Below are 17,471 nucleotides of genomic sequence, written 5' to 3' on the forward strand. Positions count from 1 at the left end.
CTCTTCAAGAAATACGGAATCCATGCAAACCGTAACCGTCGGTTTGGGTTCAAATAAAGTAAGTGGGAAAGAAAAATGCGTCTTGCCGCCATGATGTATGAATCATGTCTGTGGCAAGACGCATATATTGTCTGCTATTGGGAATTGCTTCCCGTATTTTGTCTCATTTCTTCCCCAACAGAGGGGGTGGGCATCAGCCCAGATACTTGATGAGAATCTTGGCGTTGCCGCTGTCGCGCAGCTTGGCGATGCTCTTCTCTCTGATCTGTCTCACGCGCTCACGTGTAAGACCGAGCTGGTCGCCTATTTCCTCAAGGCCCTTTTCCTGACATCCTATACCGAAGCATTCGCGGATGATGGTTATCTCTCTCTCTTTGAGCACCTTGCTCAATACGGAATTAAGCTCAAGGGCCATGGATTCGTGGTCTACCACGCGGTCGGTCCTGCTGTCCTCTCCACTAGGCATCACGTCGAGCATACAGTTGTCTTCACCGTCCTGGAATGGGGCGTCGATGCTCACGTGGTGACCGTCGGCAGCAAGCGACTGTCCGATCTTCTCTTCGTCGAGCTTCGTTACTTCAGAGAGCTCGGAAACTGAAGGATGGCGCTGGTTTTCCTGCTCAAACTTGTTGATCTCATGGTTTATCTTGTTGAGCGAACCCACCTGGTTCAGCGGGAGTCTCACGATGCGGCTCTGCTCTGCTATTGCCTGAAGGATGCTTTGGCGGATCCACCACACGGCGTAGGAGATGAACTTGAAGCCTCTGGTCTCATCGAATTTCTGTGCGGCCTTGATGAGTCCGATGTTGCCTTCGTCTATAAGGTCGGTCAGAGTAAGGCCCTGATGCTGATATTGCTTGGCAACAGATACGACAAATCTAAGATTGGCTGTCACCAACTTGTTCTTTGCTCTTTCGCCCTCACGTCCGCCTTTCTTGATTTTCTGTGCGAGTTCAATCTCCTCGTCGATGGAAATCAACGGCGCACGACCTATCTCAACGAGGTATTTGTCGAGTGCTTCACTGGAACGGTTGGTAATACTTTTCTGAATTTTTAGTTGTCTCATGCCTGATATTTTCTTTAAAACCTTATAAGTAGCTGATTATTAATACTTTAATATTGTTTTCCTGAAAAAACGATGCAAAGGTACTAAAAATATCCTCCCGTGTCAATGGTTTTAACAAAACTTTAACACTTACGTGTATTTATTCTTCTGAAAAGCCGTAATGGTGACAGGCATTCATGTTTGATTGTCTTCATTCGTGATGATACGGTTCGCCTTTTATGATTGTGCACGCCCTGTATATCTGCTCCACGAAGAGCAGGCGTATCATCTGGTGTGAGAAAGTCATTTTTGAGAGCGACAGCTTGGCGTCGCTTCTCTCGTATACGGAGTCGGCAAAGCCGTACGGTCCGCCGATTATGAACACGAGGCTCCGTGCAGTCTGCTGCAGCTTCTCTATCCATCTGGCAAACTCTATGCTTCTGTATTCCTTGCCGTGTTCGTCGAGCAGCACCACGGTGTCTGACGGTTGCAGCCTCTTGAGAATCTGTTCCGCTTCCATCTCCTTCTGGTTGCTCTGTGTGAGGCTTTTCGTGTTTTTGAGTTCGGGGATTACCTCTATGTCGAAAGGCATGTAATGCTTCACTCTTCCCACATAGTCGTCAATCCCTTTCGTTATGTTCTTGTCGTTTGTCTTTCCCACGACTAAAAGTTTTGTCTTCATTTCCTCTGTTCTTTGTCCTGTCTTTCGGCTTCATGATGAAGCGTGGCAATGCCTGTATGCGCAACGAGAGGCTGCGCTTTCTATTTGTCGTATTCGTCTTTTCGCTTTGGGTTCATCGGAAACCATCCTTTTCTCACTCTTTCTCTCTGTTCGAAGAGTTCGAGGATAGACCATAGGAATGACGCCCCGGCAAGTCCCAGCGCTGCCGACCCGATAATGTCTTCTACGAAAAGCGCTGCCGCCAGACACAGGAGTCCGAGGAGCATGAACACCCACCAGTATCTTACTCCGGTGTAGTATTCCGTCTTTATCACTATGGGGTGGAACACGCCTATTATCGCCAATGCCATTACGGCTATTATGATACCTGTGAAAAACATTTGTTTATATTGATTTTTTATGAATAATTGGAGAACAGGCAAGGAATGTGCGGCTTGTCTTCCGTTAGGTTATGGACTTGTTTATTCTTCTTCCGTCTTCAGGAGTCTTAGTGCGGCGAGAAGTTCGCTGTTTTCCGACTTGCTGCCTACGGTGATTCTCAGGCAGTCTTCACACAGCGGCACGCCTGCCATGCTCTTCACCAATATGCCGTTTCCCTTGAGGTGGTCGTACACTTTTTTGGCGTCGGTCATCTGGGCAAGGAAGAAGTTCGTCTCTGTCGGATAAACCTTCTTGCACGAAGGCAGCAGTCTGAAGGCTTCAACCATCCTTTCGCGCTCCGCCAACAGTATGTTCACCCATTTCTCCACGTCGTATTGTCTGTCGAGGAGCTTGGACACGCTTTCCTGGGTCAGCGTGTTGACGTTATATGGATTTCTCACCTTATTTAATATGTCGATGATTTCCGGAAAGGCGAAGGCGGCACCAAGCCGTAGTCCTGCGCATCCCCATGAGTTGCTGAAGGTGTCAAGCACTATCAGGTTAGGATATTTGTATAGTTCGTGCCTCAGAGGCGTGGCGCTTGAGAAGTCTGAATAAGCCTCGTCCACCACCACAATGCCTTCAAACCCGTTTATAATCCTGATTATTTCTTCCCGTTGCAGTTCGTTGCCCGTCGGGTCGTTGGGTGAGCAGAGCCATATTACCTTCGTGTTCCCGTTGCATGCTGCGAGTACTCTCCCGGCAGAAAGCTGGAAATTCTCGTCGAGTGCCGCCTTTCTGTATTCCACGTTGTTTATCTCGGCAAGCCTTTCATACATCCTGCATGTCGGTTCTATCGCCACCACATTGTCTCTGCCAGGTTCGGCGAAACATCTGTATATGATGTCTGCGGCTTCGTCTGCTCCATTGCTCAGAAGTATGCATTCGGCTGGCAGCTTCTTCATCTTTGCGATTGCCCTCTTCAGCTCCGTCTGTCGTATTTCGGGATATCTGTTATACGGGGTGTTGTAAGGATTCTCGTTGGCATCGAGAAGCACCAATCCGGTCTTGTTGCCGTTTGAGCTTCTTTCATGTCCGTATGGCTCGAGTCTTAATATGTTTTGACGTACTAATTCGTTGAGTCGCTTCATGTTGCGCTGTTTCTTTAAATCTTTGTTGTGATATGGTTGTCATGATTGTCTTCATTCGAAACGTGGCTTGAATGCGCTTCGTGGCATCTGGTGGCTTCGGTTGCGAAGGCAATCTTTTTCTTTATCATACCGCAAATTTAGTCATTTTGTGATATATTTGCAAGGAAATAGCTATCTTTGTGGGCTATTTGTTCTGCATGCTGTTGTGCCGGAACGACATTTACCCGTAATTAAAAACAATTCATGACAAGATATTTTCGTTGCCGTAAAGGCCATTTGCTTTTCATCATCATGCTTTTGCCTGTTCTCATGCTTGCCGTTTCTTGCAGAGACAAGGCGGCAGACAAGTCTATCGTCACTCCCTGGGGCGAGGTGATGACAGACTCCGTGTCGGCTGGAGGCTTTTGCAGCATCTCGGAGATAGTGAGCAACGGCGAACTGATAGTGGTGACGCTAAGCGGTCCGCAGACATATTTCGAATACCACGGCAGGGGCTTCGGCACCCAGTATCTGCTTTGTGAGAAGTTCGCCCAGCAGCTTGGTGTCGCCCTTCGTGTGGAGGTGTGCAAAGACACGGCGGAGCTTGCCGAGAGGGTGAGGCAGGGTAGTGCCGACCTTATAATGTGTATGTTGCCTAAGGGCATGAAGCAGGGTGGCGGACTGAAGTTCTGCGGTGCCTATTCTGATGGCATGCAATGGGCGGTGGCCAAGGGCAACGGCGAATTGGCGAAAGCCCTTGACGGCTGGTATAAGCCCAAGATGCTTGCCGACATAAAGAAGGAGGAGCGGTTTCTGTTGTCTTCGCGTAGCGTTTCGCGTCATGTCTATGCTCCGTTCCTGTCGCGCGAAAATGGCGTAATCTCTAAATATGACCCGCTTTTCCGCCGCTATGCCCCCGTAGCGCGGTGGGACTGGCGGCTGTTGGCGGCACAATGTTATCAGGAGTCGTGCTTCGACCCCAATGCCAGGTCGTGGGCTGGAGCCTGCGGACTGATGCAGATAATGCCTTCCACGGCAGATCATCTAGGTCTCGCCCGTAGCGACATGCACGACCCGGAGAGGAGCATTGAGGCTGCTGTGCGCCTTCTTGCCGAACTGTCGTCTGTCTTCAGCAACGTGCGTTCTGCCGAGGAGCGCCAGTGCTTCGTACTCGCAGCATACAATGGCGGTGCGAACCACGTGAAAGACGCCATGGCGCTTGCCCGGAAGCATGGCGGCAATCCGTCGAGATGGAATGATGTGGCACCATACGTGCTGAAGCTTCAGCAGCCGGAATTCTATAACGATCCTGTGGTGAGATATGGCTATATGCGAGGGTGGGAGACTGTAGACTATGTTTATCGCATCCGCAAGCGCTATGCCCAGTATCGTGGATGCAAATATACGGGGCCTTCTGTGGAGGGGATTTCCAGCGGGTCCTACGATGCAGGCGGTGTGATGACTCCCCGCAGGGCTACAAAGAAATACAAATATCACATATAGCCTGTTGCAAACAGGCGGTTTGTGACTCGCAAACCGGCTGTTTGCGCCCTCGTTTTCGGTGTTTTTACGTTTGTATGTCGCCTGTTTCGGCAACAAGCATCTTTCGATTTGCTGCTGTCAATAAAGAGTAGATTTACCCCCCCCAATCGGTCATAAAAATAAAGTAAACGTCCTGATGACCGTTTTTTTTGGTTTAAAATTTCGTCTGCGGAATATAATCTTGTCGCGGCTCACCACGTCGTCGTGTAGTTGTATGATTTCAAGAACAGGGGAGGGAGTCAGCCGTATCCAACTTGTCGGAAATGTATAGTTGTTTGAAAAGTCTTTACAAAAGAGTCTCAAGAGTCTCAGAGTCTCACAGTCTCACGTGAAATCCGGTGTTTTGTATAAGTTATTATATATCAATGTATTATCTTTTTTATTACATTATTTATTGGTTATATGAGACTGTGAGACTCTTGAGACTCTTGAGACTCTTTTCCTTCCTTTTCCCTCTTTCTCTTGTCTTTTCTTTGAAGTCCACACTTGCCATGCCTCATGTCATAGTATTTGTAAGATTTACAAGAACAGAGTTGTGACGTTTGCCTTAGTCTGCTTGTCGGAGAATGTATACAGCTCCCACCTAGCCTCCCCCGTAGGGGAGGGACAGTAACCATTGGCTATCTGATTATCTGTAGACGCTTTATTATCAGTCACTTATCCGCTAACGGAGTAATCTTCATCTCCCCTACGGGGGAGAACGAGAGGGGGCTGAAGATGATAACCGGAATAATTCATCTTCACTTGATGTCTGCATTTGTCATGCCCCTGGTCATTGTAGATGCAAAAAATCACGAACAGATGTGTGACGTTTGCCGTAGTCTGGCTGTCGGAGAATGCTGGTTGTTGGAAAAGTTTTTACAAAAGTGCCCCAAGTGTCCCACTGTCCCATTGTCCCAAGTGGAATCATGTATTTTGTATAAGTTATTATATATCAATATATTATCTTTTTTATTACATTTTTTATTGCTTATTTGGGACAGTGGGACAGTGGGACACTTGGGACACTTGGTACTCTTTTCCTCTCTTTTCTCTTGCCTTTTCCTTGAGGTTCATGTTTGCCATGCCTCATGTTGTTGTATTTGCAAGATTTTCAAGAACAGAGGTGTGAAGTTTGCCGTAGTCTGTTTGTCGGAGAATGTATGGCCGTTTGAAAAGTCTTTATAACATTTTTCCCATTTTCCCATTTTCCCATTTTCCCATCTTCCCAATGGGAAATGGTGTTTTTGTATAAGTCATTATATATCAATATATTATCTTTTTTATTACATTTATTTTTCGTTATATGGGAAGATGGGAAAATGGGAAAATGGGAATTTTTGGGAAAATGTCACCCTGTGTGTCGCCGTTGTTTATCTGCGAGAGTCAGTAGGAGATGGGGTTGAGGTTGGCAGATCGTGGATCATTTATCCGCCAGATAGGTTCTGAACTTGTCGAACACCTCGTCCTTCCTGTCGATAGTCATCCTGCGGAACTTCGCCCATCCTGTGACGAGTTTTGTCTTCTTCTTGTTCAGCGCATTCTTGTCGTTAATGGATTCCTCGGCAAGGATTTTCGTCATGCCCTTACCGTCGTTCTCGTCATATCTGAAGAATATGTTGCGCATCGTCAGTTCCACACAACCGTCCGTGCAGTTTGCCACCAGCACATAGTTTAGCTTTGCCCTGTCGAGCGAGAGGAAGGTGCTTTTGAATACAAGCCATTCGTTAAGTGTTGCCACAATCACCCGCTGCGACTTGTTCACAAGCGTGACGTTGCTTTCCGGAAGTTGGTCTTCTTCTTTAACGAAATCCTGCAAATAGCCCAAACACAGGTTGTAAAGCTGCTGAGAGGATTTTCCTGGCATGTTGATTTTGCAGGTCCATTCCACCTTTCCTTCATTCTCCGTCACGGCGCCGGCCATGTATTTCGGATCTTCTACTTTTTCCTTTCTGGTTACGGTCTTTACTGTTTCCTTCTGTTTCCCGACTGCTGCATCCGGTCTTTCCCACTCGTTCTGTGCCCAAACGTTGCAGAACGACACATTTATAAATAATAGTGACAATAAAAATTTTTTCATTCCAATTAATCTTTAAGTTGTTTAACGATATGCAAAGATAACACTAAAAAGCGCAATGCATCGTTGATTATGCATTATTTAACGATTCGGCATCTTGCCTGCAGTTTCTTTGTCATCCTTCTTGTTCGTGAATTTTTACATGCACAAAGCCCCGCTTTTGAGTAATTTTATCCTGCAAACCATCGAAACTGGATTAAAAATGATAAAAAATGCAAGATTTTGCAATGTAGAGTTTGAAAATTGGTGGAAAACCATTAACTTTGCAAATGAATTAAATGATAGGGATGGAAGCGTTTTTTAGAACACATAACTATTTGGTGGAGCACACGGATGCACCGGTACGTCGTCTATTGATGGACGAGGTAGACTGGAACGACCGCATGATCGGAATCAAGGGGTCGCGAGGAGTGGGAAAAACCACTTTCCTCCTGCAGTATGCAAAAGAAAACTTTGAACTCGGAAACAAAAAGTGTCTGTATGTAAATATGAACAACTTTTATTTCCAGTCCAGGGGAATAGCAGACTTCGCTGGGGAGTTCTACAGAAACGGAGGAAGAGTGCTGCTTATCGATCAGGTGTTCAAAGAGCCGAACTGGGCAAGCGAACTGCGCAAATGCTACGATCTCTATCCAAACCTTCACATCGTCTTTACCGGTAGCAGCGTGATGCGGCTCAAGGATGAGAACTACGAGCTCAGCGGCATCGTGAAGAGCTACAACCTGAGAGGGTTCTCGTTCAGAGAATTCATCAACCTGCAGACGGGAAACAACTTCGAACCTTTCACGCTTGACGACATAGTGGAAAACCACGAGAAGCTTGTCAGGAAAATCCTGCCATACGTTTCGCCGCTGAAGTATTTCCAGGATTACGTTCACCACGGGTTCTATACGTTCTATCGCGAGCACAGGAACTATTCGGAAAACCTGCTCAAGACGATGAACATGATGACGGAGGTGGACATACTGTTCATAAAGCAAATCGAACTCAAATATCTTGCCAAGATAAAGAAGCTGTTCTATCTCCTGGCTGTGAACGGAACGAAAGCCCCGAACATAAGCCAATTGGCAATCGACATAGAGACAAGCCGTGCCACCGTGATGAACTACATCAAATATCTGGCAGACGCAAGACTTATAAACATATTGTATCCGGTGGGGCAGGAGTTCCCGAAAAAACCACCGATGGTGGTGATGCACAACCCTAACCTCATGTATGCGATATATCCGATAATCGCCGACAAGCAGGCTGTGATGGAGAATTTCTTCATCAATGCGTTGTGGAAAGATCATGTGGTGAACAAGGGAAACAAGAACGGACATTTCATCGTGGACGAGAAATACGACTTCACCATATCCGACGCCACACATTCATCAAGGTCGAGAGGCTCGGCGAACACGTATTCCGCAAGATACAACACGGAAATAGGACAGGGGAACCAAATGCCGCTGTGGCTGCTCGGATTCCTGTATTGACAGAAGAGGCTAATATATTATTTATTTAAAGTGTAATAATTAAATAAGTAAACAACAAATACATTAACATTAATATTTTACTAAAATGGCAAAAGAAAAAAAGTTTATCACTTGTGATGGTAACGAGGCTGCCGCTCACGTAAGCTATATGTTTACAGAGGTAGCTGCCATTTATCCTATCACACCATCGTCTCCAATGGCTGAGCATGTTGACGAATGGTCTGCACGTGGCAGAAAGAACATTTGGGGACAGACTGTTAGCGTACAGGAAATGCAATCAGAGGGTGGTGCCGCTGGTGCTGTGCACGGCTCACTGCAGGCTGGTGTGCTTACAAGCACATACACAGCTTCACAGGGCTTGTTGCTCATGATCCCTAATATGTACAAGATCGCAGGTGAGATGCTTCCATGCGTATTCAATGTTTCTGCACGTTCATTGGCTACGCAGTCGTTGTGTATCTTCGGTGACCACATGGACGTCATGGCTTGCCGCCAGACAGGTTTCGCCATGTTCTGCTCTGGTTCTGTACAGGAGGTTATGGACCTCTCGGCAGTTCCTCATCTCGCAGCGCTGAAGTCTGAAATTCCTTTCGTAAACTTCTTCGACGGTTTCCGTACATCACACGAGTACCACAAGATAGAGCTCCTCGACCAGGAGGATGTTGCCAAGCTCGTAGACCCAGCTGACGTTAAGCGTTTCCGCGACCGCGCACTCACACCTGAGCGCCCTGTAACACGCGGTACAGCTGAGAACCCTGAGACTTTCTTCACTCATTGTGAGTCTCGCAACGATGTTTATGAGAAGTTGCCGGAAATCGTAGAGCACTACATGAACGAGATGACAAAGATCACAGGTCGTGAGCACCACATCTTCGACTACTACGGAGCTGAGGACGCTGAGCGCGTGATCATCCTCATGGGTTCTGGTTCTGAGGCTGCTCGCGAGGCTATCGACTATATGACAAAGAAGGGCGAAAAGGTAGGTATGGTAAGCGTACACCTCTTCCGTCCGTTCAGCAACAAGCACTTGCTGGCTGCCGTTCCTAAGACAGTCAAGAAGATTGCTGTGCTCGACCGTACAAAGGAGCCAGGAGCTGATGCAGAGCCATTGTATCTCGACGTGAAGAACGCATTCTACAACGTAGAGAACAGACCTGTAATTGTTGGCGGACGCTTCGGTATCGGAGGCTGCGACACTACTCCGGCCAGAATCATCTCTGTATTCGACAACCTCAATTTGCCAGAGCCAAAGGATCACTTCACTCTGGGTATCATTGATGATGTTACATTCACTTCTCTTCCTGCCGTTGAGGAAATCCCAATGGGTGGCGAGGGCCTCTTCGAGGCTAAGTTCTACGGACTCGGTGCTGACGGTACTGTAGGTGCTAACAAGAACTCTGTGAAGATCATCGGTGACAATACAGACAAGTACTGCCAGGCATACTTCTCTTATGACTCTAAGAAGTCTGGTGGTTTCACATGCTCGCACCTCCGTTTCGGCGACGAGGAAATCCGCTCTACATACCTGGTGAACACTCCTAACTTCGTGGCTTGCCACGTACAGGCATATCTCCACATGTATGACGTGACACGTGGACTCCGCAAGAACGGTACATTCCTGCTGAACACAATCTTCGACGGACAGGAGCTTGTTGACTTCATGCCTAACAAGGTAAAGCGTTACTTCGCACAGAACAATATCACCGTTTACACAATCAACGCTACAAAGATCGCCCAGGAGATTGGTCTCGGCAACCGTACAAACACCATCCTGCAGAGCGCATTCTTCCGCATCACAGGAGTTATCCCTGTAGACCTCGCTGTTGAGCAGATGAAGAAGTTCATCGTGAAGTCTTACGGCAAGAAGGGTGAGGACGTTGTGAACAAGAACTACCAGGCTGTTGACCGCGGTGACGAGTACAAGCAGCTCACCGTTGATCCGGCATGGGCTAACCTGCCAGACGATGAAGTGAAGAAGGATGACGCACCTGCATTCGTTAAGGAACTCGTTCGTCCTATCAACGCACAGGCTGGTGACCTGCTCAAGGTTTCTGACTTCGTTAACCACGGTACTGCCGATGGTACATGGAAGAACGGAACTGCTGCTTATGAGAAGCGTGGTGTAGAGGCATTCGTACCTGTATGGAACTCTGAGAACTGTATCCAGTGTAACAAGTGTTCATTCGTTTGTCCTCACGCTGCAATCCGTCCATTCGTGCTCACTGACGAGGAGAAGGCTGGCTTCAACGGCAACACTATCGAGATGAAGGCTCCTGCAGCAATGAAGGGTATGCACTTCGTTATCGAGCCATCTCCACTCGACTGTCTGGGATGCGGCAACTGTGTTGACGTATGTCCTGGCAAGAAGGATAAGGAGACTGGTGAGCTTGTCAAGGCTCTCAAGATGGTTCCTTACAACCCAGACGCAAAGGATATGATAGACCTCGCTGCCGGTTGGAGCTATCTGGTTAAGAACGTGAAGTCTAAGCAGGATCTCGTAGACGTGAAGTCTAATCCTAAGAACTCACAGTTCGCACAGCCATTGTTCGAATTCTCTGGCGCTTGCTCAGGATGTGGTGAGACTCCATACGTGAAGTTGGTTTCTCAGCTCTTCGGTGACCGCGAGATGATCGCTAACGCTACTGGTTGCTCTTCAATCTATTCAGCTTCTGTACCATCTACTCCATATACAACAAACGAGAAGGGACAGGGTCCTGCATTCGCTAACTCTCTGTTCGAGGACTTCTGCGAGTTCGGTCTCGGTATGGTGATGGCTAACAAGAAGATGAAGGAGCGTGTTGAAGGTCTTCTCAATGAGATTATCGCAAACGAGAAGGTTGCCGACGACTTCAAGGCTGCAGCCAAGGAGTGGATTGCCGGCAAGGATGATGTTGAAGCTTCTAAGGCTGCTGCCGCCAAGCTGAAGCCATTCATCGAGGAGGGTGCTGCTGCTGGCTGTGATGTTTGCAAGGAGCTGAAGACTCTCGACCACTATCTCGTTAAGCGTTCACAGTGGATCATCGGTGGTGACGGTGCTTCTTATGATATCGGTTACGGTGGTCTCGACCACGTTATCGCTTCTGGTGAGGATGTGAACCTGCTTGTTCTCGATACAGAGGTTTACTCTAACACCGGTGGTCAGTCTTCTAAGGCTACTCCACTTGGCGCCATCGCACAGTTCGCTGCCCGTGGAAAGAGAATCCGCAAGAAGGACCTCGGTATGATCGCTACTACTTACGGTTATGTATACGTAGCTCAGGTTGCCATGGGTGCTGACAACGCTCAGTGTCTGAAGGCTATCCGTGAGGCAGAGGCTTATCCTGGACCATCACTCATAATCGCTTATGCTCCATGTATCAACCACGGTCTGAAGATCAAGGGTGGTATGGGACGCAGCCAGGCTGAGGAGGCTCGTGCCGTAGCATGCGGTTACTGGCATCTGTGGCGTTTCAACCCAGAGTTGGCAAACGAGGGCAAGAATCCATTCACACTCGACTCTAAGGAGCCGGACTGGAGTCTGTTCCAGGATTACCTGATGAATGAGGTGCGCTTCATGTCTGTCAAGAAGGCTTATCCTAACGAGGCTGACGAACTCTTCGCTGCTACTCAGAGAATGGCCCAGCTCCGCTACGAAAGCTATATCCGCAAGTCTAAGGAGGATTGGTCTGACGCTACAGAGGCTTAATCAGACAGAACTGTCAATAGGTTGACATAATGTCAGTTCTATATTCGACATACACCTAAACGGCATTGAAGAATAGGGAACTGACCATAAAATAAAGAGAGTGGGGGTTGCAAATTGTTTGCAATCCCTACTTTTTTGGCATATAGCGAAAACAAATTGATAAAAATTAGCAATAACACTTTTTTTTCATTACCTTTGCGCACATAATTTTTTAAAACATTTTTTAATCTAAAACCTAAGAGAAAAATTAAATTACTAAGAGATGGAATGGCTAATAGCTTTATTCACAACAACTGACTCGATAGCGCATATAGCATTGCTATACGCTATTGTCATAGCTGTTGGTGTTTATCTTGGCAAGATCAAGCTGGGTGGTATCTCACTTGGAGTGACATTCGTATTGTTTGCAGGCATCGCCGCAGGCCATGTCGGATTTACAGCTCCTACGAATATCCTGTCTTTCATACAGGATTTCGGACTTATCTTGTTCGTGTTCATGATTGGACTTCAGGTTGGTCCTGGTTTCTTAGAAAGTTTCAGAAAAGGTGGCGTTACGCTTAACGCCCTGTCTGCATGCATGATCCTGCTTAATATCGCAGTTATGTTCGCATGCTATTTCATTTTCTTCGACACAAGCGACCACAACAACCTGCCAATGATGGTTGGAACGCTCTATGGAGCCGTGACCAACACTCCTGGCCTTGGTGCCGCCAATGAGGCTTTGTCTACAATCTTCCCTGCCGGACAGGTACCTCAGATTGCAAACGGATATGCCTGCGCATACCCGCTTGGCGTGCTCGGTATTATTGGCGCTACTATCGCCGTCAGATATATCTGCAGGGTGAAGCTTGAAAGTGAAGAAAAGAAGTTGGAAGAGGAGGAAGCTGAGAATACAGCGGTGAAACCGTACATGATGCACCTCAAGGTCACCAACTCGTATCTTGAAGACCGCACGGTAGAACAGGTTCATGAATTCCTCAACAGGGATTTTGTATGTACACGCATACTTCATGAAGGCCACGTGACGATTCCTACAGGCGAAAGCAGACTCCATATGGGAGACTTGCTCTTCATCGTTTGTGCAGAGGATGATGCCGAGCCGATCAACGCTTTCATCGGACCGGAGATTGAAGTTGACTGGAATGAACAGGATGAACCTATGGTAAGCAAGAGAATACTCGTTACCCGTTCTTCTATCAACGGAAAGACTTTGGGACAGATGCATCTCCCAAGTGTCTATGGCGTAAACGTGACTAGAGTGACACGTCAGGGAATGGATATCTTCGCAAGTCCAAGCCTTGCTCTTCAGGTGGGCGACAGAATCATGGCAGTCGGACCAGAGAACGCAGTCAACAGGGTGGCATCTGTGATGGGTAACTCTATCAAGCGTCTTGAGGCTCCTAACATCGCGACTATATTCGTAGGAATTATCCTTGGTATCATTTTCGGAAGTCTGCCTTTTGCCATTCATGGCATTCCTGTGCCTATCAAACTTGGTATCGCAGGTGGACCGCTTATCATAGCCATCCTCATCGGTAGATATGGATACAAGTTCCATCTTGTAACGTATACCACGACAAGTGCCAATATGATGTTGAGAGAAATAGGACTGGTTTTGTTCCTGGCGAGTGTAGGTGTAAAAGCAGGTAACAGTTTCTGGGACACTGTAGCACAGGGAGACGGTCTGAAATATGTATTCACCGGTTTCCTCATCACCATCATACCAATATTGGTAATCGGAACGATAGCAAGAATGAAATACAAGTTCAACTATTTCACTATCATGGGTATGCTGGCTGGTACATGTACCGATCCACCAGCATTGGCATATGCCAACTCATTATGCTCAAAGGAAGCACCAGCTGTAGGATATTCAACAGTCTATCCGCTGAGTATGTTCCTTAGAATATTTACCGCACAGATCATTGTGTTGTTCTTCTGCGGTCTGTAGCGATGATTGCATATAAATAACTTATATAATTCGTATGAAAAAGTTCAGTTTAATTCTCTTTGCTGCACTTACTACATTATTATCCGCATATGGTCAAGGTGCCAGAAACATCAAGATCAACGAGGTGATGACGAGTAATAAAGCAAGTATCACAGATGAGTATGGAAGGCACAAGCCTTGGGTAGAGCTTTCAAACATCGCATACTCTTCCTACAACATCCGTGGCATGTATATCACTACGGACAGGAAAGTGTTGGACAAGTCGTTGACTGTTCCACAGAGGATTTCGATGATGAGCATTATTCCAAGTGGAGATGACCGCACTTTGCTTACCGCCAGGACTCATGTTGTGTTCTATCTTGATTCACATAGAGCCGAAGGTTCTTTCTATATCGGCGAGAAGGCTATGCCAAACGAGCCGATGTGGATTGCCATCTATGACGGTAATGCTGTTGACCTGATTGATTCAGTCAGCGTACCTGCTCTGAAGGATGATTGCTCATTTGCCAGAGAAAAGGACGGCTCTGTGAAATGGGAAATCAAAAGCCCGGCAGAAGTGACTCCTGGTACGAACAACTTGTTGAAAGAAGGTGAATCAAAAGTGGCTAAACTGAAACGAGAAGATCCATACGGATTTGGCATTGCCATCCTGTCAATGGGAATCGTATTCTCTTGCCTTGCCTTGCTTTATGTTTTCTTCCGTGTTTTGGGTATATTCATGTCTCACAAGCAGACCATCAAGAAGGCAAAGAACATACAGCCTGTAAAGGCTGCCGTAGCTGCCGGAGAGGTGATCGCAGAGACTGGACACAAGACAAAAGTGATATTGAAGGACGGTCTGCAGTCGTCGGGTATTGATAAAGAGGTCTATATTGCCGTGATATCAATGGCTCTCAAGCAATATCTGGATGATGTGCATGACAATGAAAGCAATATCATTACCATCAAGCCGCATAGCACTATGTGGAATGCCCATATCGAAGAGAAACATTTTTAATGATTGTACAATTTAATAACAGCATAAAAAATCATGAACAAATATCAATATAAAGTACAAGGTGTAGATTACGATGTAGAAATCGTTGAAGTGGAAGGCAATATCGCAAAAGTCAAGGTCAATGGCATCGAGTTTGAGGTGGAGCTGAAAGAGCCTATCCATGCCTCGACAATGCCTAAGCATCCAATAGCTGTGAAGAAACCGGTTGCAAGTGTAGCACCTGCAGCAGCCGCTTCTCCGGCTCCGGCACCTGTTGCAGCCAAGCCGGCGGCAGGAGCCGGAACGAAGGTCGGAGCACCATTGCCAGGAACTATCACGGAAGTGAAGGTGAAAGTGGGTGACACCGTTAAAGCCGGTGATGCTGTCATCATTCTTGAGGCAATGAAGATGCAGAACAACATAGAGGCTGAGGTGTCTGGTACCGTTAGCTCTGTTCTCGTGAAAGAGGGCGATACCGTTATGGAAGGTGACGCTTTGATAACAATCGCCTGATAAAGGTTCAAGATAGTTCGAGTTATTATAAAATATAGAATAGAACATTATGAACATTATAGATTTCATAGTTTCCAACTTTAATGAATTCCTTTCCTTTACTGGTTTTGCCAATGCCACAGTGGGAAACATCATCATGATCGTTGTTGGAATCTTCTTCATCTGGTTGGCAATCAAGAAGGATTTCGAACCGTTGCTGTTGGTGCCTATAGGCTTAGGTATAGTTTTGGGTAACATACCTTTCCGTGCAGATGCCGGACTTGAGATAGGATTGTATGAAGACAACTCCGTACTCAACATATTCTATCAGGGCGTGCGTCAGGGATGGTATCCACCACTCGTGTTTTTGGGTATCGGAGCGATGACAGATTTCTCTGCACTTATCAGCAACCCTAAGCTTATCCTTATAGGTGCTGCTGCCCAGTTCGGAATCTTTGGAGCTTATATGATTGCCTTGGCTCTGGGCTTTGAACCCAACCAGGCTGCCGGCATAGCCATTATCGGAGGAGCAGATGGTCCTACGGCTATCTTCCTGTCTTCCAAGCTCAGTCCTAACCTGATGGGAGCAATCGCTGTATGTGCGTATTCATATATGGCGCTGGTTCCTGTTATCCAGCCTCCATTGATGCGTCTTCTCACCACAAAGAAGGAAAGACATATCCGTATGCAGCCTGCAAGAAGGGTAAGCCAGTTGGAAAGAATCATGTTCCCTATCATTGGATTGCTGCTCACTACTTTCATGGTGCCGTCAGGTCTTCCGCTTCTCGGAATGCTCTTCTTCGGAAATCTTCTTAAAGAGTCTGGCAAGACCACACGATTGGCAAAGACTGCGGGAAGTGCTCTCAATGATGTCGTAGTTGTTCTCCTTGGTCTGACTGTAGGATGCTCTACACAGGCGAGTGAGTTCTTGACGATGAATACGGTATTCATATTCCTTCTTGGTGCTTTCGCATTCATCATTGCTTCATCTACGGGTATTCTTTTCGTGAAATTCATGAACATCTTCCTGCCAAGGCACAAGAAGATAAATCCGCTGATTGGTAATGCCGGAGTGAGTGCCGTTCCGATGTGTGCACGTATCTCAAACAACATGGGACTTGAATACGACCGCCATAATTTCCTTCTCATGCATGCCATGGGACCGAATGTGGCAGGAGTGATCGGTTCTGCTGTAGCAGCAGGAGCATTGTTGGGATTCTTCTCATAAAGCTGACCTGACAGCAGAATCTGTTATGGCAAATAAATAATAGCAGGAGATAACGACTATCTCCTGCTTGTTGTTTTCATATGTTACAATCCTTATGTGTCATGCTACAATCCATTATCGTCATGCAATTATCCATATGTTGTCATGCAATTTTATAGCATCATGCATAATTTAATCAATGTACAATTATTAGTTCAACACGTTTAATTGATGAATACAGCACATTCCACACTACCACAGCAGCCACAGGTCGCAATCATTGATTCAAACACTTTTGCGGCAATTGGATTGAGATCATTATTGAAGGACATAATGCCAGAAATTACTGTTGATTGTTTCCGCTCGTTTTCTGAATTGGAAACAAATGACATGCAATTGTACTATCACTTCTTCGTGACCGAACACATATTGTTCACAAACCTGCAGTTCTTCAGAGATAACAAGAAAAAGACTATTGTGTTGACATCCACCAATGAACCAAGTCTGGTAGTGGAAAAATTCCACAGCGTTAACGTGAATGTATCAGAAAGTGAACTCGTAAAATCTCTGCTTCATCTTGAACAGAGTGCACATGCACATGGCAACAAGTTTCCTGAACACACCGCAAAAGAAATGTCAAAGGGTTTGTCTCCAAGGGAAATAGAGGTCCTGACTCATATTGTGCGTGGGTATATCAACAAGGAAATCGCTGACAAGCTGTGCATCAGCCTGTCTACTGTAATTACCCACAGAAAGAACATCACGGAAAAGCTGAAGCGCAAAAGTGTGGGCGCACTCACGGTTTATGCAGTAATGCAAGGATACATCGATATTGAGGAAATCGACAAATTGTCTGATTAGGCGCCAATA

At 46.6% G+C, this 17,471-nt stretch carries 13 protein-coding genes; 8 read left to right on the forward strand and 5 right to left on the reverse strand.

The window, feature by feature from the left end:
• Positions 1 to 193: 193 nt before the first annotated feature.
• The 4 genes from ACDC99_RS03925 to hisC form a co-directional block, all read right to left on the reverse strand.
• Positions 194 to 1,066 (reverse strand): sigma-70 family RNA polymerase sigma factor, encoded by an 873-nt coding sequence (locus ACDC99_RS03925; RefSeq protein WP_022317266.1) that lies wholly within the window; start codon positions 1,064 to 1,066, stop codon positions 194 to 196.
• 190 nt (positions 1,067 to 1,256) lie between these two features.
• Positions 1,257 to 1,727, reverse strand: coding sequence for a 23S rRNA (pseudouridine(1915)-N(3))-methyltransferase RlmH (rlmH, locus tag ACDC99_RS03930; protein ID WP_278839843.1), 471 nt, complete (start codon positions 1,725 to 1,727; stop codon positions 1,257 to 1,259).
• An 80-nt stretch (positions 1,728 to 1,807) separates the two neighbouring features.
• Positions 1,808 to 2,107: a DUF4491 family protein gene (locus tag ACDC99_RS03935; RefSeq protein ID WP_022317264.1), complete on the reverse strand. Its 300-nt coding sequence runs from the start codon at positions 2,105 to 2,107 to the stop codon at positions 1,808 to 1,810.
• Between the two features lie 81 nt (positions 2,108 to 2,188).
• Entirely contained in the window at positions 2,189 to 3,238 is a 1,050-nt protein-coding gene (hisC, locus tag ACDC99_RS03940; RefSeq protein WP_370755899.1) for a histidinol-phosphate transaminase, read from the reverse strand.
• 243 nt (positions 3,239 to 3,481) lie between these two features.
• Between hisC and ACDC99_RS03945 the strand changes: the two genes are divergently transcribed.
• The gene (locus ACDC99_RS03945) at positions 3,482 to 4,720 is read left to right on the forward strand and encodes an MltF family protein (RefSeq protein ID WP_044074231.1); all 1,239 of its coding nucleotides are present in this window, start codon (positions 3,482 to 3,484) and stop codon (positions 4,718 to 4,720) included.
• 1,441 nt (positions 4,721 to 6,161) lie between these two features.
• Here the strand turns inward: ACDC99_RS03945 and ACDC99_RS03950 are convergent.
• Positions 6,162 to 6,818, reverse strand: coding sequence for a DUF4468 domain-containing protein (locus ACDC99_RS03950; protein WP_287073328.1), 657 nt, complete (start codon positions 6,816 to 6,818; stop codon positions 6,162 to 6,164).
• Between the two features lie 284 nt (positions 6,819 to 7,102).
• Between ACDC99_RS03950 and ACDC99_RS03955 the strand changes: the two genes are divergently transcribed.
• The 7 genes from ACDC99_RS03955 (at position 7,103) to ACDC99_RS03985 (ending at position 17,462) form a co-directional block, all read left to right on the forward strand.
• On the forward strand, positions 7,103 to 8,290 hold the full coding sequence (locus tag ACDC99_RS03955) for an ATP-binding protein (RefSeq protein ID WP_370755902.1): 1,188 nt from the start codon (positions 7,103 to 7,105) through the stop codon (positions 8,288 to 8,290).
• Positions 8,291 to 8,375: 85 nt separating this feature from the next.
• A complete protein-coding gene (gene nifJ, locus ACDC99_RS03960) occupies positions 8,376 to 11,975 on the forward strand; it encodes a pyruvate:ferredoxin (flavodoxin) oxidoreductase (RefSeq protein WP_288772132.1) in 3,600 nt (1,199 codons plus the stop codon).
• 262 nt (positions 11,976 to 12,237) lie between these two features.
• Positions 12,238 to 13,926 carry a putative transporter gene (locus tag ACDC99_RS03965; RefSeq protein WP_022317255.1) on the forward strand — a complete coding sequence of 563 codons (1,689 nt, stop codon included), beginning with the start codon at positions 12,238 to 12,240 and terminating at the stop codon, positions 13,924 to 13,926.
• A 34-nt stretch (positions 13,927 to 13,960) separates the two neighbouring features.
• The gene (locus ACDC99_RS03970; RefSeq protein WP_044073924.1) at positions 13,961 to 14,923 is read left to right on the forward strand and encodes an OadG family protein; all 963 of its coding nucleotides are present in this window, start codon (positions 13,961 to 13,963) and stop codon (positions 14,921 to 14,923) included.
• A 33-nt stretch (positions 14,924 to 14,956) separates the two neighbouring features.
• A complete protein-coding gene (locus ACDC99_RS03975; protein ID WP_022317253.1) occupies positions 14,957 to 15,415 on the forward strand; it encodes a biotin/lipoyl-containing protein in 459 nt (152 codons plus the stop codon).
• Between the two features lie 49 nt (positions 15,416 to 15,464).
• A complete protein-coding gene (locus tag ACDC99_RS03980; protein WP_370755905.1) occupies positions 15,465 to 16,622 on the forward strand; it encodes a sodium ion-translocating decarboxylase subunit beta in 1,158 nt (385 codons plus the stop codon).
• Positions 16,623 to 16,832: 210 nt separating this feature from the next.
• Complete coding sequence (locus ACDC99_RS03985) at positions 16,833 to 17,462, forward strand: response regulator transcription factor (RefSeq protein WP_022317251.1); 630 nt, start codon at positions 16,833 to 16,835, stop codon at positions 17,460 to 17,462.
• The last annotated feature ends 9 nt before the right edge of the window (positions 17,463 to 17,471 follow it).

Origin of the sequence: Prevotella pectinovora (assembly GCF_041323955.1) — a bacterium.
Taxonomy (GTDB): domain Bacteria; phylum Bacteroidota; class Bacteroidia; order Bacteroidales; family Bacteroidaceae; genus Prevotella; species Prevotella pectinovora.